We start from the raw sequence: 23,373 nt of genomic DNA, 5'->3' as shown, positions 1-23,373 counted from the left end.
GGGGCAAGTGCATGGATGTCAGATCACCTCAAAGGTGATCCGCATCAATCACAGCCTTGGCGAACGCCTGCGGATCTTCCTGCGGCAGGTTGTGGCCGATGCCGCCGCTGATCAGCCGGAACTCGTATTTGCCGGTGAAGCGCTTGGCGTAATCCTCGGGGGCCGGGTGCGGCGCACCGTTGGCATCGCCTTCAAGGGTGATGGTCGGCACGCTGATGGAAGGCGCCGTGGCCAGTTTCTGCTCCAGCGCTTCGTATCGGCTCTCGCCCTGGACCAGGCCCAGGCGCCAGCGATAGTTGAATACGGTGATGTCGACATGGTCGGGGTTGTCCAGCGCCTTGGCGCTGCGGTCGAAAGTGGCGTCGTCGAACGCCCATTTCGGCGAAGCCAGTTGCCATATCAACTTGGCGAAGTCGTGGGTGTTTTTCTCGTACCCGGCGCGACCGCGATCGGTGGCGAAGTAAAACTGATACCACCACTGCAATTCAGCCTTGGGTGGCAGCGGGTTCTTGCCGGCCGCCTGATTGCCGATCAGATATCCGCTGACCGAGACCAGCGCCTTGACCCGTTCTGGCCACAGCGCCGAGACGATGTCGGCCGAGCGTGCGCCCCAATCGTAACCACCGAGCACGGCTTGTTTGATCTTCAGCGCATCCATGAAGTCGATGACGTCACTGGCCAGCGCAGCCGGTTGGCCATTGCGAACGGTTTTATCGGACAGAAAATGCGTATCGCCATAGCCACGCGCATACGGCATCAGCACTCGATAGCCCTTCGCGGCAAGCAACGGGGCGACCTCGTCATAGCTGTGAATGTCGTACGGCCAGCCGTGCAGAAGAATCACCACTGGCCCATTAGCCGGGCCTGTTTCGGCGTATGCCACGTCCAGCAGGCCGGCGTTGACATGCTTGAGCGGGCCGAACGGGGAGGGTGTTGCATGAGTGGCACCAGCATTGACCGAGGTTGGCTGCGCCGCGGTGGTCGTTTGTGCGTGGGCCGCACCGAGAGCGCTGAACAGGGTAAACGCGAGGATCGACGAGCCGACCAGGCGGTGGCGGGTTTTGCCGGTTTTGTTCTGCAGTGCCATCTTCATGTGATGTCTCCGTTGCAAGTCGTTGGCCAGGGGATCTGGCTGAGCCCCTTGAAACCTTGCTTGCATTTGAACGTAGCGACGTATCTGGTCTGTGTCGAATCGCAGGCCTGGTGAAAAATCATGTATCAAGAGGCTAATCAGACACACTGTGATACATAAGGAGAGATCTCGGTATCAAATCGCATATCTGAAAAAGGTGAGGCCATTGAAATTAAAGTTCAGCCACGTCGATGTTCTCGTCAAAGACCTCGAGGAAGCGTGCAAGTATTACGCCCGTGTCTTCAGCGCCAGAATTTCAAAGACACTTGATTGGCAGCGCGACGGTTTGCATGTGCGCTATGCGATCGTCATGTTTGGTACGGAGCGCCTTATGCTGGTGCAACCGTTTACCGGAAATCTCAAGGCTCTGATGGACGCCAACGGCGAAGGCACCATCTACCGGCACTGCTATTCCACACCGGACATCGAGGCAGCCTACGACGAATTGATCGACGCAGGCGTCCAGCCGGAAGATGAGAACGGCAAACCGCTGTCTCGCGATAACCTCCAGACGCCAAGTGGGACACGCATACTCTGGTTACCGAAACGCTTCGGGCATTTTTCTATTGAGTTGCTTGAAGAGAAAGAGCTGGAGGCATTTATCAAGGAGGCATTTGCCGAGGAGAGATGAGGGAGGACACTCGGTATCACCAAGCTGCGAGTTTATGTAATCTCGCGAGATGTCTTGCACACTGAGGACTTCTGAATGCAGTCTGACCAGACCAGGCTACTCGCGCTTGGGCTACTTGAAATCAGGGCATTGCTTGCTGATTACCTGGGCAGCGAAGTAGATGCTCCAATGAGCGTCCGCATCGCGGCTCATATGGCGTATGCACTCCACAATGAGGCGGAGGCTGTGTACAGCACCGCTGATTTTCATCTTGGTCGCGCAACCATGAAAATCGCTGCGATCGATCAGATTCTTGGTGTCACGGATGGTGCCGCGTTATTGAGCAAGTTTAACGTCAAAGCATAGATATGTTCCGGCTAGCGTTTAACCCGGATGTCAGCTTTTGGCCACTGCAATCCTGAGCGGACACTCGTCAATGTCCGTCAGGGTCGAAAGCTGCTTGCTCCGCTATTGAAGCGGAACATACACGTCAGTTTGCCATTGATCCTGCGGTGTCTCGGGATAGACGCTCAGGTAATTGAAGAACAACGGGTGGTCACGGAGTTCCTCGCCACTGGCAGGAAGCCAATCACGGTATATCGGATAGATCGTTTCGCCGATGTGATCCGGTGACCCCGTATGTCGCACCACGACGCAGCGACCGCCAGGAATGACGATCTCGCGCACGCCGAACTCATTCGGCGTCACAGCCTCGTGAATCTCGCCGCAGATGGCGAAGCGGAATGCTTGTGCAGGTGTCGTGTCGGGGTTGCCATAGGGAATGCCAAAGGTGCGACTCGATGCCACCGGCGACTGTCCGCTCTGCATACGCCACTCGATGAACTTGCGCACGCTCTCATTGACGAGCCCGGGTGGTCCGCAGTGCTCAAGCGCTGCGACCCTGACTTCTGGGAATTCCACGATTCGTACTTGCATGATGATAGTCCTGGAAAAATGAGGGATTGCGAATACCGCATTCCAGACCTGCCAGTTCGGTTCCTTCCTGAACGCACTCGGGGTCATACCGAACGCCCGCCTGAACGCCCTGCAAAATGCCTCGGGGCTTTCAAAGCCGGCACCGAGTGCCGCGTCCAGTACCGAGTGATCAGCGAGGGAGGCCAGGCGATGTGCCGCGCGTCGTAGCCGCATCAGTTGCACATAACGTGAGACCGGCACACCTGCGAACGCGCTGAATTGTCGATGGAAGTGAAACACCGAAAAGTTCGCCACATGACTCAACGTCTTCACCGACAAGTCACCTTCAAGATTGGCATCGATGTAGGCGAGTACGGTGTTGAAGCGTTTTGTGTAGGCGAAGTTGCTCGGCATGTCAGACACTGGGAAAAGGCTCCTGGAAGTACGGTCGGCAATAGAATCGACTATAGCGGTGTAAACGCGCCTAGCCGCGTTTGCTCAAGGTACGTTTTGGGTTGGCCGATGCGGTTTCTTCCACGGCGATGTAAACGGTTAAAAATGCCAGTCCTCAGCGCGAACGACGCGACAGAATGGACCCGCCAGGGTCGCATTGTGATGAGCGATGATATGTTCGGCCTTCAACTCAGGGGTATCGGTACAGGTATGACCATCGGCGATCAGTACTGCATCGAATCCAAGATCGCGTGCGGCGCGGCAGGTGCTGTCGACACAATACTGGGTCTTCATTCCGGCAATAACCACACCTTGAGATCCACAAGTCTTTAGCCGATCGGCCAGGTCAGTCATGGCGAAAGCGTTGGGTCGGTTTTTTTCGAAGATTACTTCGTCGCCTTGTAGCAGCAGTTCCTGTACCAGTTGCGCCAACGGGCTTGCAGGTTCGATTGGCGAGCCAGGTGGGCCGACGTGGCGAGCAAGGAAAATTGGCGCGCCAGCCGTGCGGGCCTTGCTCAACAGGTTATTCAAAGTGTTCAGCAGCGCTTCGCCAGCCCATGGTTTATCCGGACCATGAAACAATCCAACCTGCATATCGAGAATCAACAGTGCGTACATAGTGCTTTCCTTGCGTTTGGACCAGCGACACAAGGGCAAAAGAAAAGGCCCTGTCCATCGCTGGCGGGCCTTTGAAGTTCGTGCGTTATTGGCTCACGACACCTCTCACGACCCGCCTTGGGCGGTCGTGGTCGTGGTGGTCGAGGCAATGCATGGCTGATTCATAAAGTGGACAGTATCTGCACGGTATCTGGTTGGCAAGGGGGCGTGACCTGCGTGGCGGTTACTGCTTGTATTGATCGTTGAGGTCCGTTTCTAGTCGGTGACGTCTGTTGCGAAGGGCTGCAATCGACCCAATACGCCCGTGATTGCGCATTATTCTGCCGCCCTGAGCGTGTTGACCTGGACTATGAGTTTAGAAATATCGGCGGTTTCCACGAACAGATCATAGGCCTCTAGATAGAGGTATTCGTTACTTGTCTGCAGGGCATTATTGGTGACGCAAGTAACCTTGCGGGCCATGCCTTGCAGTGAGGCGACTGTATGTGTGGCGGGAAGGGATTCGCCTACCGAACACTCAAATTTCTGCACGAATGGTTTGCCGGTGCTCTGAGTGAAGTGTTTGCTGTAAGTGACAACACTCCCAGGTTTGAGTTTTTGCCAATCACCATCCAGGTCGATGTTCGTGAGGGTGCTTTGCTGGTCGGTTTTGCCAGCGAGCTCAGTGCTGCTCGTCGCGGCGAGTTCGATCAGCCCACGCCAGCGTAGGCTTACACGCTGGCTGCCCAGTGCTCCCGTCGCTTGCTCACGCCATATGCCGCGGGCCGGGCCCGATTGCAAATACAAGTCCATTGGATGGTCGTTGACCAGGGCGCGCGGCACGAGCGGAGAGCTAGCGTTGTAGGTGAATTGCAAATGGTTGAGCGTGTGGGTCGGTTGTCCCAGGGGGAGGGCGCTGACCTGTGCCAACAATGTCGCCGGTAGCTCCGGTGTACGCATGTCCGGCGGCAATTTTTGCCGAGTGACTGGCGTGGCGAGTTTCGCCAGGTTGGTGGGCTCGGCGCACATGGCGCCAATTAGCCGGGCACGTTGTTCAGTGTCCAATGCACTGTCGATTGGCTTAACGGGCGGCGGCAGCAAAATCTGATCGCCTAAACGATAAGCCTGGCGAGTGCTGGCCTGGCGGGTTGCACAGTCCACCTCGACACGCTCGAACTGGCGGTCGTAGGGCTTTCCTTCGCTTTCGTCCAGACGGGTGCGCCTGAAGTCGATGCCCGCCCAGATCGAGCGTCGGGAATTCACGATGCCCAGGGTGCCAGGGTCCAATAACAAAAGGTCTTCGCTGTCACCGGGAAGCTGCTTCCAAACGCTGTCTCGGACCGCTTGGCACATCTGCTGAGCGATGTTCCGCGCCTTGTCTGCTGGCAGAGCATAGGGACTGCTCCACCTCTTTGCCTGTCGATAATCCATCGCCAATGTCAACGAACCGCAGGTCGCGAAAAGCCGGGCCTGGGTAGCTGGCTCGGTGCCTTCAGCCGGTACGTCAACCGTCAGCACGGCAGTTTGGTCGAGTCTGAAAGTGCTATCCAACGGCAGCGGCCGGGATTGTACTCGGGTCACCAGGGCTCGATTTTGCGCCTCCTGCTCGGCAGCCTCGCGCTTATAGTAGTTGGCCATCCCGCTGCCTTGCAGGGCACAACCCGCCAGGGTCACAGCGATGGCAACGCCCGCCAGGCGAAATAGAAGATTCACTGCAAACAGCTCCTTGGTGCACCCGTCATTCATCGTGATAGCGGATGCATCTTGTGAGGGGATCGAGGTTTTGACATTGTTGCGACGTGGTCGAGACAATGTCCGTGGTAGTCGAAGGCCAAGAAATATCGAGGGGAGACGGTCCTTCGTCGGTATCTGAGTATCGAGTTCATCTGATCGGCTTGACCATCAAAACCTTTAGGACGGGGAGAGGGCGAGGCTCGAAAGAGGCTTCTCCGGGCGGGCAGCAAACGACCCCAAGCATCAATCGAAAAGAGACCCGACAGGGATACGCTAAAGTTATGCGGGTCGTCGATTGTCCGCCCTGCTTCCGTCCCTGGAGGGCCCAATGCCGCCCATCATCACATGCCTGGTGGCGCTGTCTGTTCTTGGCCTGACTCCTGTAGTGCAAGCCCAGACTAACGCCTGCCCACCTGGCGAGAAACAAGTGTGCCTGAACGGCTGCATCTGCCTGCCAGATCTGGGGCAGGTGCCTGATGGCGTCTACCAGGTCGCGGCACCTGCCCTGGCGCTGTGGCTGACCCAAGCCCGCGCTGAAGCAGCCAGCGCCGAGATCCAACCCATTCCACCGCACATCCGGGAGCAACTGCTGCGCTGGTACGACCCCAGCGTCCTCGATGCCGCGCACTACAAAGTGAGCGACAACGGCCAATTCAGCGCCGCCACTTCCATGCTGCAAAACCCCGACGTCGGTGCCGTGACGCTGATCGACATCATCCTCTTCCGGGACACTCAAACCGCAGAACAGGACATCGCGCTCTGGGCTCACGAACTGAAGCACGTGCAGCAGTTTCGGGAATGGGGGGTAGAAGGATTTGCCCAGCGCTATACACAAGATTTCAATGCTGTGGAGGCGCCGGCTTATGCCATACAGGCTGAAGTTCGACGGTCGGTGCGGGGAGGGACTCAATGAAGGGTAGCGAAGCCGCCTGACATTACAGGCACAAAGCGGTCATTATTGGCTGAAAGCAGCCTGTCAGTTAGGGAAGAGTTGAATGGTGTTCAGGGTGATGGTGGTCGGTGGCTACGGAAACTTCGGTAGCATCGTTTGCAGGCATTTGGCGGTAATGCCAGATGTGGAACTGGTGATCTCGGGCCGCGATCCACACAAGTTGCAGCGCAAAGTCGATGAGTTGAAAAGCCAATCGGGCACTGTCGCCGAAAGTTGGTGCGGCAATGCCATGGGCACTGAGTTCAAATCCGTTTTGCGCTCGATGGACATCCAGTTGGTCATCCATACTGGCGGCCCGTTTCAAGGGCAATCCTATGCGGTCGCCGAGAGCTGCATCGAGGCTGGCGTGAACTACTGCGACCTGTCTGACTGCCGAACCTTCGTCAACGGCGTTGGCGTACTCGATGCCTTGGCGAAACAGGCAGGAGTGGCGATCCTCAGTGGCTGCAGTTCGGTGCCGACGCTATCGTCAGCCATCATCGATCAGCAGCGCTATCGCTTCAGTCGTATCGACTCGATCGAGCATGGCATTTCCTCTTCGGCGAAGATGCCGGGATTGTCGACCGTCGAAGGCGTACTCGCCTACGCAGGTAAACCGATCAGGCAACTCAAGAATGGCAAGGTGCATGAAGTGTCGGGTTGGCAGGATCTGACGCTGCGCAAGATGCCGCATCTGGGCACTCGCGTGCTGGCCAACGTCGATGTGCCGGACATGGATATTTTCGCCAGCCGCTATGGCGCGCAAACCCTGAGCTTCAAGGCCGGCGCGGGCTTGAAGCTGGGTGGTGTCGCCAACTATCTGCTGGCTCAGGCGTTGAAGATCGGGCTGGTTCGCGACCATGCCCTTTGGGCCGCCAGACTGCATCGGCTGGGGACCCGGTTTGAACGTTTCGGCGATGGCAAAAGCGCGATGTACATCGACGTTCAGGGCAAGGGAGTTGATGGGAAACCGCTGGCCATGACCGTGCAACTGACGGCCACCAATGACAAAGGTCCGCAAATCCCAAGCTGCGCATCTGTAGCCTTGGCCGCAAAAATGGCCCAGGGCTATGTGCCGCATCCCGGTGCCAGGGCTTGCGTGGGCGAAATTACCGTCGATGAATACATGGCAGCGATCAACGATCCGGACAATTTGAGGCTGTCTGTGCAGTTCTCTGGCGAGCTGCGCTGACATGCTCTATCTATGCCTGAAGTACCTCCACATCATTGCCGCGATTTTCCTGTTCGGATTCGGCATGGGTTCCTACCTCTATCTGATCGCCGCCAGCCGCACGGCCAACCCTCAAGTGATCGCGCATGTGGCCCGGATGGTCGTGCGCTTCGACACCTGGATTACCACGCCGGCAGGCTTTGTACAGATCATCACGGGCTACCTGCTGATGAGGCTCTCCGGACTACCCATGACCACGGAGTGGGTACTGACTTCGTTGATTATCTTCTTCTGCGTGGGTTCGCTTTGGCTGCCGGTGCTGGTGTTGCAGAAGCGGCTGTACCTGATGGCGTCGTGCGCAGTTGAGGCTGGCAGCGGACTCGATGATGAATACCGATCCGTGTACAAAAAATGGTGGTGGATGGGGGTAGTCGGTTTTGTCGGGATGTTTGTGATTGTGCTGATGATGGTAACGAAGATGACGCCGGTGCAACTGGTTGGGCTATTGGGGTAACAGGATCGGTTGGCTCAAGACTTTGGTGTTCAAGGCCTCTGCCAAACGTGAACGCGAGGCGGTCCAGTTAATGCGGGTGAGGGCGTTCATAGGGGCGCTTTCAAAAAGCGTTGTTCATGATCAGGATCCGGCAGCAGGCACGTGTCGTATTTCCCGAAGAGCCGATAACGATTAAGCGCAATGCGGTCGTATGCCCAATCTCGAAGCATGCGAGGGAAGATGCGCAACAAGTTCACTGGGCGCCAGAGTGCGGGCAACTGGGCGATGACTTCGAAAAATGCATCCGAACGCTCCCAGTAGCGTCGGTCGCGGATCACCGCCATGGTGTCGAATTGATCCACGGGCAAACCTGCCCACGCGAGCAGAGCCTGCCCCTCGGGTGACTGAACCGCCGCCAACCGCACGCGCCGCTGGCGGTCATGGCGAATCAAGAACCTCGCCCAACCATTGCACAGCTTGCAGACACCGTCGAACAAGACCACCGTCTCTCCTGGTTTGAGCAGCGGCGCGGGTGAGGGGCGGATTTTCGAGGTGGGCATAAGCGTGGATCCAAGGGAACCTGATTATCCCGGATCATAACCGCGTGCCAGCGTTAAAGTCTGCATTTCGCCGAAGGGGGGCTGCTCCTTGCCGGCAGCTGCAATATCATTGTTCCTTTAATATCAGCCAAGGAGGCATCCATGAGTGTGCGTGGTAAAGACCGGCAGATCGACAATATTGAATTTAATGTCGACGACATTGCCCGCAGCAAAGCTTTCTACGGCAGTGCGTTCGGCTGGACATTCGTCGACTACGGCCCGACCTATACGGAATTCAGTGATGGCCGCCTTACCGGTGGCTTCACTACGGGAGAGCCGGTTCGACCTGGTGGCCCTTTGATCATTTTGTACTCGGATGATCTCGATGAGGCGCAGCAACGGCTCAAAGCCTTGGGCGCTGTTATCACCCGCGAAATATTCTCGTTCCCTGGTGGAAGCAGGTTCCACTTCATTGATCCGGATGGCTACGAACTGGCCGTTTGGACAGCTCAGCAGTAGGGCTCAGGTCGGCCCAAAGCGGTCCATTACCAGGGTTCGCTTTGGGCCGATACTCAAGCGGTAGGTGCGGGTCGAGCCATGACCCTGGTCGCATAAATTTGAAATGCACAGCGTTGCTCGCCAGAATCGCGGGCCGACCCGGTCAAAGGTGCCGGACGTTCGTGGTGAAAAGGGGCAGCAGTTGAACCAACAGACATTGTCCATGCGCCTGGAACGCGTGGCGGCACATGTGCCAGCAGGTGCGCGCCTGGCCGATATCGGCTCGGATCACGGCTACCTGCCTGTGGCATTGATGCGCCGTGGCGCCATCGTCGCGGCGGTGGCCGGAGAGGTGGCATTGACGCCATTTCGCTCGGCCGAACGCACCGTGCGCGAGAACGACCTGGACCAGTGGATCACCGTGCGCCTGGCCGATGGCCTGACGGCAATCGAGCCGGGAGACGGGATCACGGCAATCAGCATCTGCGGCATGGGCGGCGAGACGATCCGCGACATCCTCGACTGCGGCAAGGCACGCCTGAGCGGCCAGGAGCGCCTGATCCTTCAACCCAACGGCGGCGAGCAGCCACTGCGCCAATGGCTGATGGAAAATGGTTACTGCATCCTCTGCGAGGAAGTGCTGCGGGAAAACCGCTTCGACTACGAAATCATCGTCGCCGAGCGCACCGGGCCGGTGATGTACACCGCCGAGGAGCTGTATTTCGGTCCGCTGCAGATGCAGGCACGCAGCTCGGCATTCCTGATCAAGTGGCAGCGCCTGTTGCGCGAGAAGCAGCGGACCCTGAGCAGCTTCGCCAAGGCGCGGCAGGCCGTGCCCGAGGAGAAGGTGCAGGATGTCGCCCGGCAGGCCCGGTGGATCGCCGACCTGCTGGCTTGAGCCCTTGACTAAGTAATTGCAGGGGCAAATTTCAACCTGACGGTTGCTGCTCTTATAGGGTTTGCGGTTAGCGGCAGCACAGGCAACCGCTGATCAGCGGTTGATCGGGGTCGCTTTCGAGAAATGTAACCATGACTTCCATACCCGTTCGGGGGGGCGTCATTTCACAACTCCAATTGGAGGTCCCCCTCAGCCAACAACAACTCTTGTCATCAAATCTACCTTCGCGGTCCCAGGGGAACTTGACCTTGACCCTTCCGAGGCGCCTATCACCCTGGATCTCCTCGTCTTCCAGAGCGATGATCACAGCGGTGTGGTTACTTGGTACCTGAGGTTTCTTGTGAGCCAAAGGTGGACGATAGGACACGTCCCACGGAAGAACGATAAAGCGGTTGCGGTAACCCTGATGAAAGTCATCCTCGTTGTTTGTGTTGCCACTGGCGATGTTCTCGCTCAATACCTGTGGTTGCTTGCCTTCGTGGATGATCTGAGTCAGTAACCATCGGTCGTTCCATTCCTGGCGCGGGTGGCCAGAGATCTCCAGAACATGGCCACTGACTAACCGGGTCTGGTCACCTTGCCCTTCGGCTTGACGATAAGCCGCATGGCGGCGCTCCATAGCACGCAGACTTATCTGCTTGCCGTGCTCATGGCTTGTGAAAGGCTTCAGCTTGTCATCGTTTTCCATGCCTGGCTGTTGCTCGTTTCTCCCCAGACGTAGGTTGAAGCGCTTGATCAGTGGCTCGTTGGCCACTCTATCGCTCTCTTGTCCATAAGCAGTGGGTTGCCCAATCCTGGGAAAAGCCGCCTGGTCATCGCCAAAGACCAGCACGTGGCCTTGAGCGCTGTGTTGGAAGTGGAAGTGGATACCTTCTTCTTCGCACAAGCGCTGAATAAAGTGCAAATCCGTTTCATCGTACTGGGTACAGTAGTCACGCTCGGGGTAGGTCGACCCCAGATGAAACCGATAAGCCTCACCCACAATCCCGTGTTCTTCCAGTATCAAGGCGACGATTTTCGGCACCGAGAACTGTTGATAGATCCTCTGGTTGATGCGGTGGCGCAAGTAGGACAGGTGCGGTACGAGGGCCAGATTGTAGTGCGTCAAACGCTGATCATTACCGCTTTGGGCGATGTGATAGATCCGTCCATGGACGCCGTTGCCCTTCGCGTCGAAGGTCAGAAAAGCCTCTACGTCGAAGAGGCTTTCGAGATCCAGGTCAGACCGCTCGCTAACAAGCTCCACGTTGAAGAGGTAAGGCCTGCTGATCGCCTCATCTCCGGTGAATGCGAGTACTTGAAAATCGTGCGCAAAACCGTCGATGGTCAAACTGAAAGACGTCTGATTGGCTGGGCTGAACATCCACTGTTCTCTTCTTGCATAAAGTGTTGAATCGGGGCTGTCGCAGATGTCAATGTCAGGAAGCCGGGTAAGTCCAGCTCAGGGCAAGAGCCTATAACAGGCACTAATCCACTAATTTGGCGCTCTTGTATATTGGCGTTTGCGTCTTACTTTCCGGACATAAATAGCCTCAACCTGCTGCTCAAGCACGTCCGCGTATAAAATAAAGACATGCATAGAGCAACAGGCGACAAATCAAGTCAGATCACACACCACTCTTCACTTTGGTCCAGATCCGCGTGCGGATTCGCTCCAGCTTCAATGGCAGTGGCTCAAGTGGGATAAGTGTGGCAATGGTCTTTTTGTCTGGATAAATCCAGGGGTTGTCTCGCAACTTCTGTTCGACAAACTCAGCGGCATCTTTGTTAGCGTTAGGGTAGAGAGTGTGGTTTGAGGTCTTGGCAATAACTTCTGGTCGCAACATGTAATTAATAAACGCCATACCTTCCTTTGGGTGGGGCGCGTCTTTTAGAAGAACCAGATTTTCCGACCAGACCAGCGCTCCTTCGCGAGGAAGGCTGTAGGTAATCTTGCGTCCAGTGTTGGTCTTCTCGTTGATGGCCTGCGCAGCAAGGGCACCATTAGCCCATCCCACGACTGCACAAATATTGCCGTCAGCCAGGTCAGCGTCAATTCGGGAGGAGTCGAAATAGAGGACGTAGGGGCGGATTTTTAACAGTAGGGCTTGAGCTTTCTGGTAATCATCCGGGTTCCTGCTGTTGCTGGGGAGCCCAAGGTAATGCAAAGCAATCGAAATGATCTCACTTGGAGAGTCAAGCATTGCCACACCACACGACTGGAGCTTACTGATGTTTTCTTCTTTGAAGATCAAATCCCAGCTATTCACCGGAGCATTATCACCCAATGCCGCTTTGACTTTGTCAACGTCATAGCCAATGCCGGTAGTACCCCATAGATAGGGCACAGCGTAGCGATTACCAGGATCATTGACCGCGACCTGGGACAAGATATCAGGATCGATATGGGACAAATTACTCAGTTGATTACGATCCAGCGGCTGAAGTACTCCCGCCTGGATCAGGCTTGGCAACACATTGGAGGTGGCCACAACCACGTCATACCCCGTGCGCCCAGCCATTACTTTGCTCTGCATGATTTCGGCGCTGTCGAAAGCATCCATATGCACTCTGGTGCCAGTTGCCTGCTCAAACTCCTTTGGGGTCTCCGGTGCGAGAAGCCCGAACCAGTTGTACAGATGCACCCCAGGCTCTACAGCTCCCACTGATGTGCTCATCCCAGCACAGAGAAGCGAGGCCGAAAAAATGGTTCGCAAACGTGATTTTCTCATGCAACATCCTTATCAAGACGATGTGCCCTCATGGCCATCGTAAGTCCTGCCAGCGAATATACCGGGCGTTACCGAATAGTAAATACCTACGAATACTTACCTCTGACCTACGAATCCCTAACCCTAAAGGGGTAGAAAATGCCGTTCGACCTTCATAGCCTGGCTTGGCACCGATCGATTGGGAAGCTGATCATGCAGTTGAACCGTCCAGAATTCTGGAGTTCGCTTGTTCGTATATTAAACGAATACGTGCAAATCGATAATTGGGTTGTATTGATCTTTAGCAATCAACAAGTGCAAGTCGTTAGTCTTCCTGAAGTCGCAGATGTTGAAGAGGTAGACGCGTTCATTCATCGCTATGTGAAGGGGCTTTACCTGCTGGATCCATTTTATATAGCTAATCGAGAAAACCCCCAGAGCGGTTTCTTTCATTTGCTGGATATTGCGCCGGAATACTTTCTTGAAACTGAGTATTATCATCAATATTTTGCACAATATATCTCTGTGGATGAGGCTCAGTACAATGTTCAACTCGACGCCGATAGAACGTTATGCATTTCCGTTGGTAGCAAAGTCCGTTTTAATCAAGAGCAAATAACAATGCTTGATATTATCAAGCCGTGGGTGACTGCATTAATGCATCAGCGCATGTGTTTTGAAGTTGATGTAGAGAAAAATCTCGCTGAGCCACCTCTATGGCCAGAAACGATTACCCAGCTGGGCACGCAAATAACAGCGCGCGAAAGTGATGTGCTCAGATTGTTGCTCAGTGGCTTCTCTAATAAAGAGATAGCCGGAAAGCTTTCCCTCTCGGTGGAAACGATAAAGGTTCATCGGCGCAATATTTATGCCAAATTAAATATCAAGTCACAATCCGAGCTGTTTGCTCGATTTTTTATGCCCAAACAAGATGTTTTCTCTACAAGTTGAAGTCGGCGTTTTAGTCTGGATATTACCGTTAAATGGGTTCACGGCTTCGGGTGCGAACCTTGCCTGACCTCTAAATCCCAGTTCGGGGCGAGGGCATCACGGTAATTCGCGCGGGTCATCGGAGTTATGTTCCTGCAAGCATCAAATCCAGATTCTGCACTGCAGCTCCAGCTGCTCCCTTCCCAAGATTGTCAAACACCGCAGCCAACAAAACCTGGCCCGTTTCGTCATTCTCAAACACAGACAGTCGCAGATCATCAGTCCCGTTAAGTGCCTGAGGATCAAGGGACGTCAGCCCTTTAGCCTCCAGCATCGACATCACCTGTACATGGCTCGCATCGGCGTAGTGCCGCATCAGACACGCATGCAACTGCACCGCACTCACACCTGGCGCCAACAACCGGGTTTGCAAGGGGATGGTCAGTACGATCCCCTGCCGAAAAGCGCCATAGGCCGGCACAAACATCGGCCGCTCCGTCAGACCGCTTTGCTGCTGAATCTCCGGAATATGTTTGTGTGCCAGCCCCAGCCCATAGACCTGAAACGCCGACGCCTGTGCTGCGCCTTCTCCCTCATGCTCTTCCACCCCGACACGTCCTTTCCCGGAATAACCCGACACGGCATGAATGTTCATCGGGTAATCCCTGGGCAGTAATCCGGCCTCCAGTAAAGGGCGCAGCAACCCTATCGCCCCCGTTGGATAGCAACCGGGATTGCTGACCCGTCGCGCGGCGGCGATGCGTTGGCTCTGCTGCGGATTCATCTCCGCGAAACCATAGGTCCAGTCTGGATGGGTGCGGTGCGCCGAACTCGCATCGATCACCCGCACGGCGGGGTTTTCGATGGTCGCTACAGCGTCGCGCGCGGCTTGGTCGGGCAAGCACAGAATTGCGATGTCGCAGTTATTGATGGCTTCGGCGCGACGTTGTGGATCCTTGCGATAGTCGGGGCTGAGTGTGATAAGCCGCAGATCGCTGCGGTCGCGTAGGCGTTGATGGATTTGCAACCCGGTGGTGCCTTGGTCGCCATCGATGAATACAAGGGGACTTGCCATGGAATGCTCTCGGACATAGGAAATCAGGAGTTCCAATCTTCAGTGAGGCGCTAAGATAGGAAAAGTTGAATTTATAAACGATGAAATTCAGTTTTTCTGAACAAGGAGTCACTCATGCGCGAAATCAGCCTGGACCGTCTGCGCACGTTGGTGGCGATTGCCGACCTGGGTTCATTTGCCGAGGCGGCCCGTGTGCTGCACTTGGCGCCACCCACGGTCAGTTTGCATATCGCCGACCTGGAGGCGCGCGTGGGCGGCAAGCTGTTGTCGCGCACGCGTGGGCGCGTTCAGCCTTCGGCGATTGGGAACACACTGGTGGAACGTGCGCGGCGTCTGTTGGCGGATGCGGAGCAGGCGCTTGAGGATGTGGAACGTCAGGTACAGGGATTGGCCGGGCGTGTGCGGCTAGGCGCCTCCACGGGGGCCATCGCACAGTTGATGCCGCACGCTTTGGAGACGTTGAGCCAGCGCCATCCCGCTATCGATGTGCAGGTCGCGGTGCTCACGTCGCAGGAAACTCTGAAGAGGCTTGCCGAGGGCTCGTTGGAAATCGGTTTGGTCGCGCTGCCGCAGTCCCCGGTGAAGGGCTTGCGGATCGAGCCATGGCGACGGGACCCGGTCATGGCCTTCTTGCCAGCTCGCTGGGAATCCCCGGAGGTTGTGACCCCCGACTGGCTGTCCACTCAGCCATTGATTCTGAATGACAACACCACTCGTCTTTCGCGTTTGACTGCGGAGTGGTTCGCCAGTGGTGGGCCGCAGCCTGCGCCGCGTATTCAACTGAACTACAACGATGCGATCAAAAGCCTGGTGGCGGCTGGCTATGGTGCGACGTTGTTGCCGCATGAAGCCTCCACGCCATTGCCCGATACCAGGATCGTCATGCGGCCATTAAAGCCCTTATTGTGGCGGCAACTGGGTATTGCCCACCGTAGTCGAGACATCGAACGGCCTACGCAACATGTGCTGGATGTGCTGTGGGAATTGAGTGCGGGGTAGGGGATTTTGTCAGAGGAGGGACAGCTTCTGGCCGTCATCTACCTGATGCAAAAGCCAGTGATTCCTGGCAACGCACTGGTCCGATGCGCTCGACTATCGGTCCAGTAGAGGTGCCAACAGTGCACACATGCCGCGCCAGTGCGAACCCTCCCAGTAAATCCGTTGGCAGGCGTCACAGCGCAGGAAGTGCGAATAGAGGACGCCAACGCGTGGCGGCACCTGCGGCCGGGCCAGTTCCGGGCTGATTTCGTGCAGCGGCAGGTTGCAATGGAGGCACAGGCTGAAGGGGCGCGCGCTACGCGCCAGGTCGAGGCGCTCGTACAATTCGCGCAGCTGCAGCGACGGTTTCAGGGCATGCACGTAACAGCCGTGGCTGATGATCCGCCGCTTGAGCAGTTCGCGGTCGCGGGTTAGCACGATGCGTCCTTGCTGCGCGGCGATTTCGGCGATCTCGGCATCGTCGAAGCCATTGTCGTAGAGGGTGTCGAAGCCGCTCATGCGCAGCAGACTGGCCAATCCGCCAAGGTGCGCATCAGCGACGAAGCGCAGCACCCGTAAAGGTTGCGTACGAACCTTGAGCAACGGACTGATGTCCAGCGCTTCGAACTTGGGATACACCGCCAGCCGGTCACCGTCGAAGATCACCCGCTCAAAGCCCACCGACTCGCCATTGAGCAGCACCATCTCGACCTCGGTGTGCGGTATCCCGAGCGCCTCGATCATGTGCTTGACCGTCGCCCCTCGCGCGCACTCGCAAGTGAAGGACTGCCGCCGCCGTTCGGCCGGCAGGAAATCGTTGAGCTCCTCGTAGAAGCGGAAAGTTGCACGGGTCATGCTGAACAGTATGGCAGGGCTGCAGGAAGAATGAGTTCAGCTGCTCGGTAGAGGGCGGGAGGGATGGATTATCAGGTCGAGCCAGCGCCTTCGAGCAACCCTGCGGTCGCTCGAAGGCGCTCCGGTTACTTCAGGTTGCCGCTGAGGAATTGCTGCAGGCGCTCGCTTTTGGGGTTGCCCAATACGTCCTCGGGCGCACCTTGCTCTTCGACCCGCCCCTGGTGCAGGAACAGCACCTGGTTCGACACTTTGCGCGCAAAGCTCATTTCGTGGGTCACCATGATCATGGTGCGGCCTTCTTCGGCCAGCCCCTGGATCACCTTGAGCACTTCGCCCACCAGTTCCGGGTCCAGGGCCGACGTCGGCTCGTCGAACAGCATGATCTCCGGTTCCATGCTCAGGGCACGGGCAATGGCGACCCGTTGCTGCTGACCACCCGAGAGAAACGCCGGGTATTGATCAGCAACCCGTGCCGGCAAACCGACCTTGTCCAGGTAGCGCCGGGCGCGATCCTCTGCGTCCTTCTTGCTGACACCCAGTACCCGGCGTGGAGCCATGGTGATGTTTTCCAGCACCGTCATGTGGCTCCACAGGTTGAAGTGCTGGAACACCATCGCCAGGCGAGTGCGGATGCGTTGCAGTTCGTTGGCGTCGGCCACGCGCATGCCGTGGCGGTCATGGACCATTCGAATCTGCTGGTTGTCCAGACTCATGGCACCGTCGTTGGGTGTTTCCAGGAAGTTGATGCAACGCAGAAAGGTGCTCTTGCCCGAACCACTGGCGCCGATCAGGCTGATCACATCGCCGGTCCTGGCGTTCAGCGAAACGCCCTTGAGGACTTCATGGTTGCCGTAACTTTTGTGCAGGTTTTCAACGGTCAGTTTGTACATGAACAAGCATCCTGAATTAGTGAGCCGGGCCGAGGAAAGACAACCAACGGCGTTCAGCCAGGCGGAACAGGCCGACCAGGGAGAACGTGACTGCCAGGTAGATCAACGCGGCGAGGCCGAACGATTGGAAGGTCAGGAAGGTCGCCGAGTTGGCGTCCCGCGCGACTTTCAGGATGTCCGGGATGGTCGCGGTGAAGGCCACGGTGGTCGAGTGCAGCATCAGAATCACTTCGTTGCTGTAGTAAGGCAGCGAGCGACGCAGGGCGGAGGGCATGATCACGTAGGTGTACAGCTTCCAGCCGGTCAGCCCGTAGGCTTTGGCCGCTTCGACTTCACCGTGGTTCATGCTGCGAATCGCCCCGGCGAAGATCTCCGTGGTGTAGGCGCAGGTGTTCAGGGCGAAGGCGAGGATGGTGCAGTTCATCGCATCGCGAAAGAACGCATCCAGTACTGGCTGCGCCCGCACCGCGGCCAGGCTGTAAATGCCGGTGTAACAGATCAGCAGCTGAATATAGAGCGGCGTACCGCGAAACAGGTAGGTGTAGAACTGCACCGGCCAGCGCACCCAGACATTGCTTGAGACCCGGGCGATCGACAGCGGGATCGACATCACGAAGCCGAAGAAGATCGAAGCGCTGAGCAGCCAAAGGGTCATGGCCAGCCCGGTGATGTGATTGCCGTCCTGGAACAGGAAAGGTTTCCAGTATTCCTGCAGTAGCTCGATCATCGCACGGCCTCCCGGGTGCCTGCGGCGTAGAAGATTTCCATCCGGCGCAAGACGTAGTTCGAAACGGTGGTTATCACCAGATAGATCAAGGCGGCCAGAATCAGGAAGAAGAACAGCTGATAGGTGCTCTTGCCCGCGTCCTGGGCCACCTTGACCAGATCGGCCAGGCCGATGATCGACACCAGCGCGGTGGCCTTGAGGATCACCATCCAGTTATTACCGATGCCCGGCAGGGCAAAACGCATCATTTGCGGGAACACCACCAGGCGGAAGCGCTGGGCGCGGGTCAGGCCGTAGGCGGTAGCCGCTTCCATCTGCCCTCGCGGTACGGCAAGGATGGCGCCACGGAAGGTTTCGGTGAAATAAGCCCCGTAGATGAAGCCCAGGGTAATGACCCCGGCGCTGAACGGGTTGATCTCGACGTATTCCCATTCCATGAAGTCGGTAAACGAGGACAGCCAGGTTTGCAGGCTGTAGAAGATCAGCAGCATCAGCACCAGGTCCGGCACCCCGCGAATCAGCGTGGTGTAGGCCTGCGCAGGGACACGCAGCAGTGCCGATTTCGAAAGCTTGGCGCTGGCGCCGATCAGGCCCAGGCCAACGCTCACCAGCAAGCACAGAAAGGATAATTTGACCGTCATCCAGGAGCCTTGCAGCAACAGCGGGCCGAAACCCTTGAGGCTAAAGTCTGACAGCCCAAGAATCTGCAATAGGTTTTCTAACATTGAGCAGCCCTACGTCAATCAAAGAAGAGCCCATCCGGAAATGGGCGCAGGGTCATTATTTGTAGCTGTAGAGATTCAGATCGCCAAAGTGCTTCTGTTGGACGGCCGCATAGGTGCCATTGTCGTGCAGTGCCTTGATACCTTTGTTCAGCAAGGCCTGAAGCTCGACGTTGCCTTTGGCGAGACCCACGGCGGTCTTGGCTGGAAGGAGGGGATTTTCGACCGGCTCGCTGACTTGGAAGTCGGCGCCTGGTGGCGACTTCAGGAAGCCCAGTTCGGCTTGCAGCATGTCCTGGATCGAGGCATCGAGGCGTCCGGAGATCAAGTCAGCGTACACCTGGTCCTGGTTGGCGTAGGCCTGGGTCTCTACCCCGGCCTTGTCCAGCACGGCCTTGGCGTAGGCTTCCTGAATGGAGCCTTGCTCGTAGCCGATTTTCTTGCCCTTGAGGGAGGCCGGATCGGTGCCGATGGCCGCGCCTTTCTTGAATACCAGCGCGGTCGGGCCAGAGAACAGCTCGTTCGAGAAATCGATGACTTTCTCACGCGCCGGCGTGACGGTCATGGAAGAGATCACTCCATCGAACTTGTTGGCCTTGAGGCCGGGAATCATGCCGTCGAAGTCGCTTTCGACCCACTTGCACTTGACCTTCAGCTCCGCGCAGATCGCGTTGCCCAGGTCGATATCGAAGCCCACCAAGCCGCCGTCGGCGGCCTTGGATTCGAACGGCGCATATGAGGGGTCGACGCCAAAGCGCAACTCCTTGTACTCCTTGGCCAGCGCAGAACCGGCAGTCACACACAAAGCCAATGCAGAAAGAGTGAGAAATGCTTTTTTCATTATTTTATTCCCAGGGACCATCGAAAGCGCTTGTGCCGCAAGAGCGCGTGTACTGCGCTGCGAAATGTCCTATGCACACGCAAGTACTTGTACAGACAAGCATATGCAATCACCCGGCCAATTCGCCGATTGGGCGCTTGAGAAAGCGCGTACAGCGCTCTGGGATGGGCTTGGCAGGCAGGTGAACGCTGGGGAGAGGTAGCCTGCGAGGCTGTTACCTAAGCAGGCTTTTACACTCGGCTGGGGTATGCGGTAACAAAGTGTGGGGTTAAGGGCGCTGACTTTCCTGGCTCAAGCCTTGACCCAACGCTGACGGCTCCAGCTACTCAATGTATCGACGGCCAAGACCAATAACAGCATCGCCAGAATAACCGTGCTGGCTTGAGCTTCCTGGAACAGGCTGAGGCTGACATAGAGCATTTGCCCCAAACCACCGGCGCCGACGAAGCCGAGCACGCTGGCCATGCGGATGTTGTTTTCCCAGCGGTACAGGATGTAGGCCAGTAGCTGTGGCAACAGATTGGGCAGGGTGCCGTAACAGAACGCCCATACGGCATTGGCGCCCTGCAAACGGATGGCGTCGGCCGGTTCTGGTGGGGTGTTTTCCAGTGCTTCGGCGAACAACCGGCCGAGCACGCCGGTGGTGTGCAGGGCCAAGGCCAGGGTGCCGGCGTTGGGGCCGAGCCCGGCGGCCAGGACCATCAGTGCGGCCCATACCAGTTCCGGCACCGCGCGCAAGGCGTTGAGCACCAGGCGTGACGCGCTCTGCAAAGGCCAGCCGTAGCGCCCGGCTGCGGGCAATGCCAGTAACAGGCCGAACACCGCCGCGAGCAGGGTGCCAAGGGCCGACATGGCCAGGGTTTCCAGGGCGCCGTGGCCGATGGCTTGTAGAAGGCTCGAGCTCAGGTCCGGGCTGAGAAAACGCTGGGCATAAGCGCCCATCTGCTTCAGGTTGCCGGCGCCGCCGAGCTCGCCGAGGTCGATGCCCAGGTAGTTGAACGAGGCGATGACCGCTGCGCCGATGCACAGGAGCAGTGCCAGGTTGAACAGGCGATTCATGTCAGCCTCCAGCGCAGCAGACGGCTGAGTTGATCGGCGAGCAGCACCAGGACGAGGAACGTCAATAACAGACTGGCCACTTCACCGCCGGCGAACATGCGCAACGACAAATCCATTTGCTGGCCCAGGCCGCCGGCACCGACGAAGCCCATCACCACCGAGGCGCGGATTGCGCATTCCCAGCGGTACACCGTGTACGACAGCAGTTCCGCAGCGACATTGGGCAGGATTCCGTAGCAAAAGGCGGCGAGCCGACCACTGCCGGACTGCAGTAGCGCGTGTACCGGGCGCTGGTCGACCGACTCGAAAATTTCCGCATAGACCTTGCCCAACATGCCGCTGTAGGTGATGGCAATGGCCAGTACCCCGGCTGTCGGGCCGAGGCCGACGGCGCGCACGAACAGCAGGGCCCAGACAATTTCCGGCACGCTGCGCAGGAAGATCAGCAAGCCGCGTATGGGCCAACGCAGCAGTTGGCCCCAATAGCTCGGGTGGCCAGCGCGGGAGGCAGCAGACAGCGACAGGGCACGACTGGCGAGCAGGCCGGCGGGAACAGCCAACAGCAACGCCAGGGCCATGCCGGCCGTGGCGATGGCCAGGGTCTGCAGGGTGGCTTGCAACAACAGCTGGATGAACTCGTCGCCATGGGCCGGTGGCCAGAAGGCGGACACGAACCGGCCCATCTCGCTCTGACTGTCACTCGCCACCAGCACACGGAGGTCCAACTCGCTGAAGCGGATGCCGGGCCACAGCAAGGCAAGGGCCAGCAGGGTGAGCAGCAGACGGGGCAGTGCGGCCGGATCGCGGGTGTCAGACGTCAGCATCGGGGGATCTGCACACTCAAGGGAGCCGGAGGAATCGGCGAGGACTGCAACTGCTCATTGGCGTAGAGCTTGTCGAGCAGCTCGCGATCGACGGCGCTGGCCGCAAGGTCGAACAGGATCTGTCCATCACGCAAGCCGATGATGCGCGAAAAGTGCGCCAGGGCCAGCTCCACCGCGTGCAGGCTGGCGACCAGGGTGACGTTCTGCTCCCGGGCATGGCGGCACAGCACCGAAAGCGTGTGCTGGGCCAACACCGGGTCCATGGCCGATACCGGCTCATCGGCCAGCAACACCTCGGGCGCTTGATATAACACGCGGGCAATGCCCACGCGCTGTAGCTGTCCGCCGGACAGTTGCTGGCAATGCGCGAACAACTTGTCACTCAGGTCCAGCCTGGCCAATGCCGCGCGTGCGCCCGGAACATCCAGCGGATGCAGCAGGTTCAGCAGGCTCTTGCCCAGACCCCACTGACCCAGCTTGCCGGCCAGCACCGCGGTGACCACGCGCTGGCGCGGGGGCAGGGGAGGCGCCTGATGAATCAGACCGATACGCGCGCGCAGCCGCTGACGCTGACGGGCAGAAAGCTGCCAGACGCGCTCGCCGAGCACCTGCAGCTCGCCGTTGCCCGGTCGCAGGGCGGTGGCCAACAGGTTGAGCAGACTCGACTTACCCGCGCCGGACGGGCCGATGATCGCGACCTGTTCGCGTGCACCGATGTGCAAATCCACGCCACGCAGCGCCTGGACACCGTTGGCGTGGGTAAGGCTGACCTCGGTCAGATGCAATGTCATTTGAGCAGTTCGGCGGCGCGTGCGGCTTCCTCGATGCCCTTGTAGTTCTCAGGCTTGGTTTCGATGAAGCGGCTGGCGGCCTGCAGGTCCAGAATCTCCTTGTCCCTCGGGTTCGCCGGATCGAGCGCCAGGAACGCAGCCTTTATCTTGGCCGCCAGCGCCGGGTCGAGGGTTCCGCGCACCGTCCAGTTGTAGTCGAAGTACGCAGGGGTGGTCGAAAACACTTTGACCTTGGTGGTATCGACCTTGCCGGCGGCGACCAGTTTTTCCCACACGCTGGCGTTGAGCACCCCGGCGTCGACCTTGCCAGCCTGGACCCAGGCAACGGTGGCGTCATGGGCGCCGGAGTACCCCACGCGGCTAAAGTACGTTTCCGGCTTGATGCCCTCCTTGAGCATGAAGTAGCGCGGCATGAGACTGCCGGAAGTCGAGGACACCGAGCCGAAGGCAAAGGTCTTGCCCTTGAGATCGGCGAGGGACTTGACGGCTGGGTCGGCGGTGATGAATTTGCTGGTGAATTGGGCGTCCTGTTCACGCTGCACCAACGGAATGGCATTGCCGGTTTTCAGGCGTGCCTGCACGAACGTGAAGCCGCCCAGCCAGGCCAGATCGATGCGATCGGTAGCTAGTGCCTCGACCACCGCCGGATAGTCGCTTACAGGTACGAACTCGACCTTCATGCCCAATTGTTGTTCCAGATAGGCGCCAAGCGGCTTGAACTTGCGCAGCAGTTCGGTCGGGGCTTCATCGGGAATCGCGCTGACTTTCAGGGTCTCGGCGGCTTGAGCCAACAGGGTGCAAAAAGACAAGGACAAGCCGACGGCCAGTGCCAGGGTACGCTTGAGCATGGAAGATCTCCGGTGCATTTACGGAAGAATGTCGAGGCGCCTGGCACAAGGTGATTGCTGCGTGGCGCTTTGTGAGGGTAGCCGAAATGGAGCGAAATTGACTGCTTTTGGGCTATTGCGGTTTATTGCGAAGGGCGGCATACGACCCGAAGCTGCCCGTTGAATCAGACTG

26 protein-coding genes are annotated in these 23,373 nt (G+C 57.9%); 9 read left to right on the top strand and 17 right to left on the bottom strand.

Annotated features, from left to right (window positions below; translation table 11 throughout):
• Window positions 1-28 precede the first annotated feature (28 nt).
• Window positions 29-1,093, bottom strand: coding sequence for an alpha/beta fold hydrolase (locus tag LOY28_RS18470; protein WP_258612331.1), 1,065 nt, complete (start codon window positions 1,091-1,093; stop codon window positions 29-31).
• A 205-nt stretch (window positions 1,094-1,298) separates the two neighbouring features.
• Between LOY28_RS18470 and LOY28_RS18465 the strand changes: the two genes are divergently transcribed.
• Together LOY28_RS18465 and LOY28_RS18460 are read left to right on the top strand one after the other, a co-directional pair.
• Window positions 1,299-1,763, top strand: coding sequence for a VOC family protein (locus LOY28_RS18465; RefSeq protein ID WP_258612330.1), 465 nt, complete (start codon window positions 1,299-1,301; stop codon window positions 1,761-1,763).
• 75 nt (window positions 1,764-1,838) lie between these two features.
• The gene (locus LOY28_RS18460; RefSeq protein WP_258612329.1) at window positions 1,839-2,108 is read left to right on the top strand and encodes a hypothetical protein; all 270 of its coding nucleotides are present in this window, start codon (window positions 1,839-1,841) and stop codon (window positions 2,106-2,108) included.
• A 102-nt stretch (window positions 2,109-2,210) separates the two neighbouring features.
• Here the strand turns inward: LOY28_RS18460 and LOY28_RS18455 are convergent, their stop codons facing one another.
• The 3 genes from LOY28_RS18455 to LOY28_RS18445 all read right to left on the bottom strand — a co-directional run bounded on the left by LOY28_RS18455 (window position 2,211) and on the right by LOY28_RS18445 (window position 5,420).
• Window positions 2,211-3,080, bottom strand: a complete 870-nt coding sequence (locus tag LOY28_RS18455; RefSeq protein ID WP_258612328.1) for a GyrI-like domain-containing protein — start codon at window positions 3,078-3,080, stop codon at window positions 2,211-2,213.
• Window positions 3,081-3,209: 129 nt separating this feature from the next.
• A complete protein-coding gene (locus tag LOY28_RS18450; protein WP_019648561.1) occupies window positions 3,210-3,728 on the bottom strand; it encodes an isochorismatase family protein in 519 nt (172 codons plus the stop codon).
• A 315-nt stretch (window positions 3,729-4,043) separates the two neighbouring features.
• Entirely contained in the window at window positions 4,044-5,420 is a 1,377-nt protein-coding gene (locus LOY28_RS18445; RefSeq protein ID WP_258612327.1) for a hypothetical protein, read from the bottom strand.
• Window positions 5,421-5,769: 349 nt separating this feature from the next.
• Between LOY28_RS18445 and LOY28_RS18440 the strand changes: the two genes are divergently transcribed.
• From LOY28_RS18440 to LOY28_RS18430, 3 genes are all read left to right on the top strand, one after another.
• Window positions 5,770-6,354 carry a DUF4157 domain-containing protein gene (locus tag LOY28_RS18440; protein ID WP_018925624.1) on the top strand — a complete coding sequence of 195 codons (585 nt, stop codon included), beginning with the start codon at window positions 5,770-5,772 and terminating at the stop codon, window positions 6,352-6,354.
• 82 nt (window positions 6,355-6,436) lie between these two features.
• A complete protein-coding gene (locus LOY28_RS18435) occupies window positions 6,437-7,564 on the top strand; it encodes a saccharopine dehydrogenase family protein (RefSeq protein ID WP_258612326.1) in 1,128 nt (375 codons plus the stop codon).
• 1 nt (window position 7,565) lies between these two features.
• Window positions 7,566-8,057 carry a DUF2269 domain-containing protein gene (locus tag LOY28_RS18430; protein ID WP_018925626.1) on the top strand — a complete coding sequence of 164 codons (492 nt, stop codon included), beginning with the start codon at window positions 7,566-7,568 and terminating at the stop codon, window positions 8,055-8,057.
• An 86-nt stretch (window positions 8,058-8,143) separates the two neighbouring features.
• On the opposite strand, the gene LOY28_RS18425 is transcribed toward LOY28_RS18430, so the two are convergent.
• The gene (locus LOY28_RS18425; protein WP_026286373.1) at window positions 8,144-8,596 is read right to left on the bottom strand and encodes a thiol-disulfide oxidoreductase DCC family protein; all 453 of its coding nucleotides are present in this window, start codon (window positions 8,594-8,596) and stop codon (window positions 8,144-8,146) included.
• A 141-nt stretch (window positions 8,597-8,737) separates the two neighbouring features.
• Between LOY28_RS18425 and LOY28_RS18420 the strand changes: the two genes are divergently transcribed.
• On the top strand, window positions 8,738-9,094 hold the full coding sequence (locus tag LOY28_RS18420) for a VOC family protein (RefSeq protein WP_018925628.1): 357 nt from the start codon (window positions 8,738-8,740) through the stop codon (window positions 9,092-9,094).
• A 181-nt stretch (window positions 9,095-9,275) separates the two neighbouring features.
• Complete coding sequence (locus LOY28_RS18415) at window positions 9,276-9,971, top strand: tRNA (adenine(22)-N(1))-methyltransferase TrmK (protein WP_026286374.1); 696 nt, start codon at window positions 9,276-9,278, stop codon at window positions 9,969-9,971.
• Between the two features lie 67 nt (window positions 9,972-10,038).
• Here the strand turns inward: LOY28_RS18415 and tssI are convergent, their stop codons facing one another.
• A complete protein-coding gene (gene tssI, locus LOY28_RS18410; RefSeq protein WP_018925630.1) occupies window positions 10,039-11,334 on the bottom strand; it encodes a type VI secretion system tip protein TssI/VgrG in 1,296 nt (431 codons plus the stop codon).
• Window positions 11,335-11,578: 244 nt separating this feature from the next.
• Window positions 11,579-12,682 carry a polyamine ABC transporter substrate-binding protein gene (locus tag LOY28_RS18405; protein WP_018925631.1) on the bottom strand — a complete coding sequence of 368 codons (1,104 nt, stop codon included), beginning with the start codon at window positions 12,680-12,682 and terminating at the stop codon, window positions 11,579-11,581.
• Window positions 12,683-12,820: 138 nt separating this feature from the next.
• Here LOY28_RS18405 and LOY28_RS18400 point away from each other — a divergent pair, with 138 nt between their 5' ends.
• On the top strand, window positions 12,821-13,612 hold the full coding sequence (locus tag LOY28_RS18400; protein WP_258612325.1) for a response regulator transcription factor: 792 nt from the start codon (window positions 12,821-12,823) through the stop codon (window positions 13,610-13,612).
• Between the two features lie 124 nt (window positions 13,613-13,736).
• Here LOY28_RS18400 and argC read toward each other — a convergent pair whose 3' ends face one another.
• Entirely contained in the window at window positions 13,737-14,666 is a 930-nt protein-coding gene (argC, locus tag LOY28_RS18395; RefSeq protein ID WP_064618644.1) for an N-acetyl-gamma-glutamyl-phosphate reductase, read from the bottom strand.
• A 114-nt stretch (window positions 14,667-14,780) separates the two neighbouring features.
• On the opposite strand from argC, the gene LOY28_RS18390 reads away from it, so the two are divergent.
• Complete coding sequence (locus tag LOY28_RS18390) at window positions 14,781-15,665, top strand: LysR family transcriptional regulator (protein ID WP_258612324.1); 885 nt, start codon at window positions 14,781-14,783, stop codon at window positions 15,663-15,665.
• Window positions 15,666-15,758: 93 nt separating this feature from the next.
• Here LOY28_RS18390 and LOY28_RS18385 read toward each other — a convergent pair whose 3' ends face one another.
• The 9 genes from LOY28_RS18385 to LOY28_RS18345 form a co-directional block, all read right to left on the bottom strand.
• The gene (locus tag LOY28_RS18385) at window positions 15,759-16,499 is read right to left on the bottom strand and encodes a Mut7-C RNAse domain-containing protein (protein WP_018925635.1); all 741 of its coding nucleotides are present in this window, start codon (window positions 16,497-16,499) and stop codon (window positions 15,759-15,761) included.
• Between the two features lie 125 nt (window positions 16,500-16,624).
• Window positions 16,625-17,389: an ABC transporter ATP-binding protein gene (locus tag LOY28_RS18380; RefSeq protein WP_258612323.1), complete on the bottom strand. Its 765-nt coding sequence runs from the start codon at window positions 17,387-17,389 to the stop codon at window positions 16,625-16,627.
• A 16-nt stretch (window positions 17,390-17,405) separates the two neighbouring features.
• Window positions 17,406-18,116 (bottom strand): ABC transporter permease, encoded by a 711-nt coding sequence (locus LOY28_RS18375; RefSeq protein WP_064618600.1) that lies wholly within the window; start codon window positions 18,114-18,116, stop codon window positions 17,406-17,408.
• Window positions 18,113-18,841: an ABC transporter permease gene (locus LOY28_RS18370; protein ID WP_018925638.1), complete on the bottom strand. Its 729-nt coding sequence runs from the start codon at window positions 18,839-18,841 to the stop codon at window positions 18,113-18,115. The genes LOY28_RS18375 and LOY28_RS18370 overlap by 4 nt, the downstream gene beginning before the upstream one ends.
• A 55-nt stretch (window positions 18,842-18,896) precedes the next feature.
• Window positions 18,897-19,679, bottom strand: coding sequence for a transporter substrate-binding domain-containing protein (locus tag LOY28_RS18365; RefSeq protein WP_258612322.1), 783 nt, complete (start codon window positions 19,677-19,679; stop codon window positions 18,897-18,899).
• Between the two features lie 291 nt (window positions 19,680-19,970).
• Window positions 19,971-20,738 carry a phosphonate ABC transporter, permease protein PhnE gene (phnE, locus tag LOY28_RS18360; RefSeq protein ID WP_258612321.1) on the bottom strand — a complete coding sequence of 256 codons (768 nt, stop codon included), beginning with the start codon at window positions 20,736-20,738 and terminating at the stop codon, window positions 19,971-19,973.
• Window positions 20,735-21,562, bottom strand: coding sequence for a phosphonate ABC transporter, permease protein PhnE (gene phnE, locus LOY28_RS18355; RefSeq protein WP_018925641.1), 828 nt, complete (start codon window positions 21,560-21,562; stop codon window positions 20,735-20,737). The genes phnE (LOY28_RS18360) and phnE (LOY28_RS18355) overlap by 4 nt, the downstream gene beginning before the upstream one ends.
• Window positions 21,556-22,353: a phosphonate ABC transporter ATP-binding protein gene (locus tag LOY28_RS18350; RefSeq protein ID WP_018925642.1), complete on the bottom strand. Its 798-nt coding sequence runs from the start codon at window positions 22,351-22,353 to the stop codon at window positions 21,556-21,558. Before LOY28_RS18350 ends, phnE (LOY28_RS18355) begins: the two co-directional genes overlap by 7 nt.
• Window positions 22,350-23,201, bottom strand: coding sequence for a putative selenate ABC transporter substrate-binding protein (locus LOY28_RS18345; protein WP_018925643.1), 852 nt, complete (start codon window positions 23,199-23,201; stop codon window positions 22,350-22,352). Before LOY28_RS18345 ends, LOY28_RS18350 begins: the two co-directional genes overlap by 4 nt.
• Window positions 23,202-23,373: the final 172 nt, after the last annotated feature.

Source organism: Pseudomonas sp. B21-017, assembly GCF_024749245.1.
Lineage (GTDB): Bacteria > Pseudomonadota > Gammaproteobacteria > Pseudomonadales > Pseudomonadaceae > Aquipseudomonas.
This window is presented reverse-complemented; position numbering and strand designations above follow the sequence as displayed.

What these genes read in the sequence shown, in the direction of transcription:
- LOY28_RS18375 (WP_064618600.1), bottom strand. Translation starts at nt 18,116, where the DNA reads ATGATCGAGCTACTGCAGGAATACTGGAAACCTTTCCTGTTCCAGGAC.
- argC (WP_064618644.1), bottom strand. Translation starts at nt 14,666, where the DNA reads ATGGCAAGTCCCCTTGTATTCATCGATGGCGACCAAGGCACCACCGGG.
- LOY28_RS18435 (WP_258612326.1), top strand. Translation starts at nt 6,437, where the DNA reads ATGGTGTTCAGGGTGATGGTGGTCGGTGGCTACGGAAACTTCGGTAGC.
- LOY28_RS18350 (WP_018925642.1), bottom strand. Translation starts at nt 22,353, where the DNA reads ATGACATTGCATCTGACCGAGGTCAGCCTTACCCACGCCAACGGTGTC.
- LOY28_RS18365 (WP_258612322.1), bottom strand. Translation starts at nt 19,679, where the DNA reads ATGAAAAAAGCATTTCTCACTCTTTCTGCATTGGCTTTGTGTGTGACT.
- phnE (WP_018925641.1), bottom strand. Translation starts at nt 21,562, where the DNA reads ATGCTGACGTCTGACACCCGCGATCCGGCCGCACTGCCCCGTCTGCTG.
- LOY28_RS18390 (WP_258612324.1), top strand. Translation starts at nt 14,781, where the DNA reads ATGCGCGAAATCAGCCTGGACCGTCTGCGCACGTTGGTGGCGATTGCC.
- LOY28_RS18425 (WP_026286373.1), bottom strand. Translation starts at nt 8,596, where the DNA reads ATGCCCACCTCGAAAATCCGCCCCTCACCCGCGCCGCTGCTCAAACCA.
- LOY28_RS18420 (WP_018925628.1), top strand. Translation starts at nt 8,738, where the DNA reads ATGAGTGTGCGTGGTAAAGACCGGCAGATCGACAATATTGAATTTAAT.
- LOY28_RS18370 (WP_018925638.1), bottom strand. Translation starts at nt 18,841, where the DNA reads ATGTTAGAAAACCTATTGCAGATTCTTGGGCTGTCAGACTTTAGCCTC.
- LOY28_RS18470 (WP_258612331.1), bottom strand. Translation starts at nt 1,093, where the DNA reads ATGAAGATGGCACTGCAGAACAAAACCGGCAAAACCCGCCACCGCCTG.
- LOY28_RS18385 (WP_018925635.1), bottom strand. Translation starts at nt 16,499, where the DNA reads ATGACCCGTGCAACTTTCCGCTTCTACGAGGAGCTCAACGATTTCCTG.
- LOY28_RS18430 (WP_018925626.1), top strand. Translation starts at nt 7,566, where the DNA reads ATGCTCTATCTATGCCTGAAGTACCTCCACATCATTGCCGCGATTTTC.
- LOY28_RS18440 (WP_018925624.1), top strand. Translation starts at nt 5,770, where the DNA reads ATGCCGCCCATCATCACATGCCTGGTGGCGCTGTCTGTTCTTGGCCTG.
- LOY28_RS18400 (WP_258612325.1), top strand. Translation starts at nt 12,821, where the DNA reads ATGCCGTTCGACCTTCATAGCCTGGCTTGGCACCGATCGATTGGGAAG.
- LOY28_RS18345 (WP_018925643.1), bottom strand. Translation starts at nt 23,201, where the DNA reads ATGCTCAAGCGTACCCTGGCACTGGCCGTCGGCTTGTCCTTGTCTTTT.
- LOY28_RS18380 (WP_258612323.1), bottom strand. Translation starts at nt 17,389, where the DNA reads ATGTACAAACTGACCGTTGAAAACCTGCACAAAAGTTACGGCAACCAT.
- phnE (WP_258612321.1), bottom strand. Translation starts at nt 20,738, where the DNA reads ATGAATCGCCTGTTCAACCTGGCACTGCTCCTGTGCATCGGCGCAGCG.
- LOY28_RS18460 (WP_258612329.1), top strand. Translation starts at nt 1,839, where the DNA reads ATGCAGTCTGACCAGACCAGGCTACTCGCGCTTGGGCTACTTGAAATC.
- LOY28_RS18450 (WP_019648561.1), bottom strand. Translation starts at nt 3,728, where the DNA reads ATGTACGCACTGTTGATTCTCGATATGCAGGTTGGATTGTTTCATGGT.
- tssI (WP_018925630.1), bottom strand. Translation starts at nt 11,334, where the DNA reads ATGTTCAGCCCAGCCAATCAGACGTCTTTCAGTTTGACCATCGACGGT.
- LOY28_RS18405 (WP_018925631.1), bottom strand. Translation starts at nt 12,682, where the DNA reads ATGAGAAAATCACGTTTGCGAACCATTTTTTCGGCCTCGCTTCTCTGT.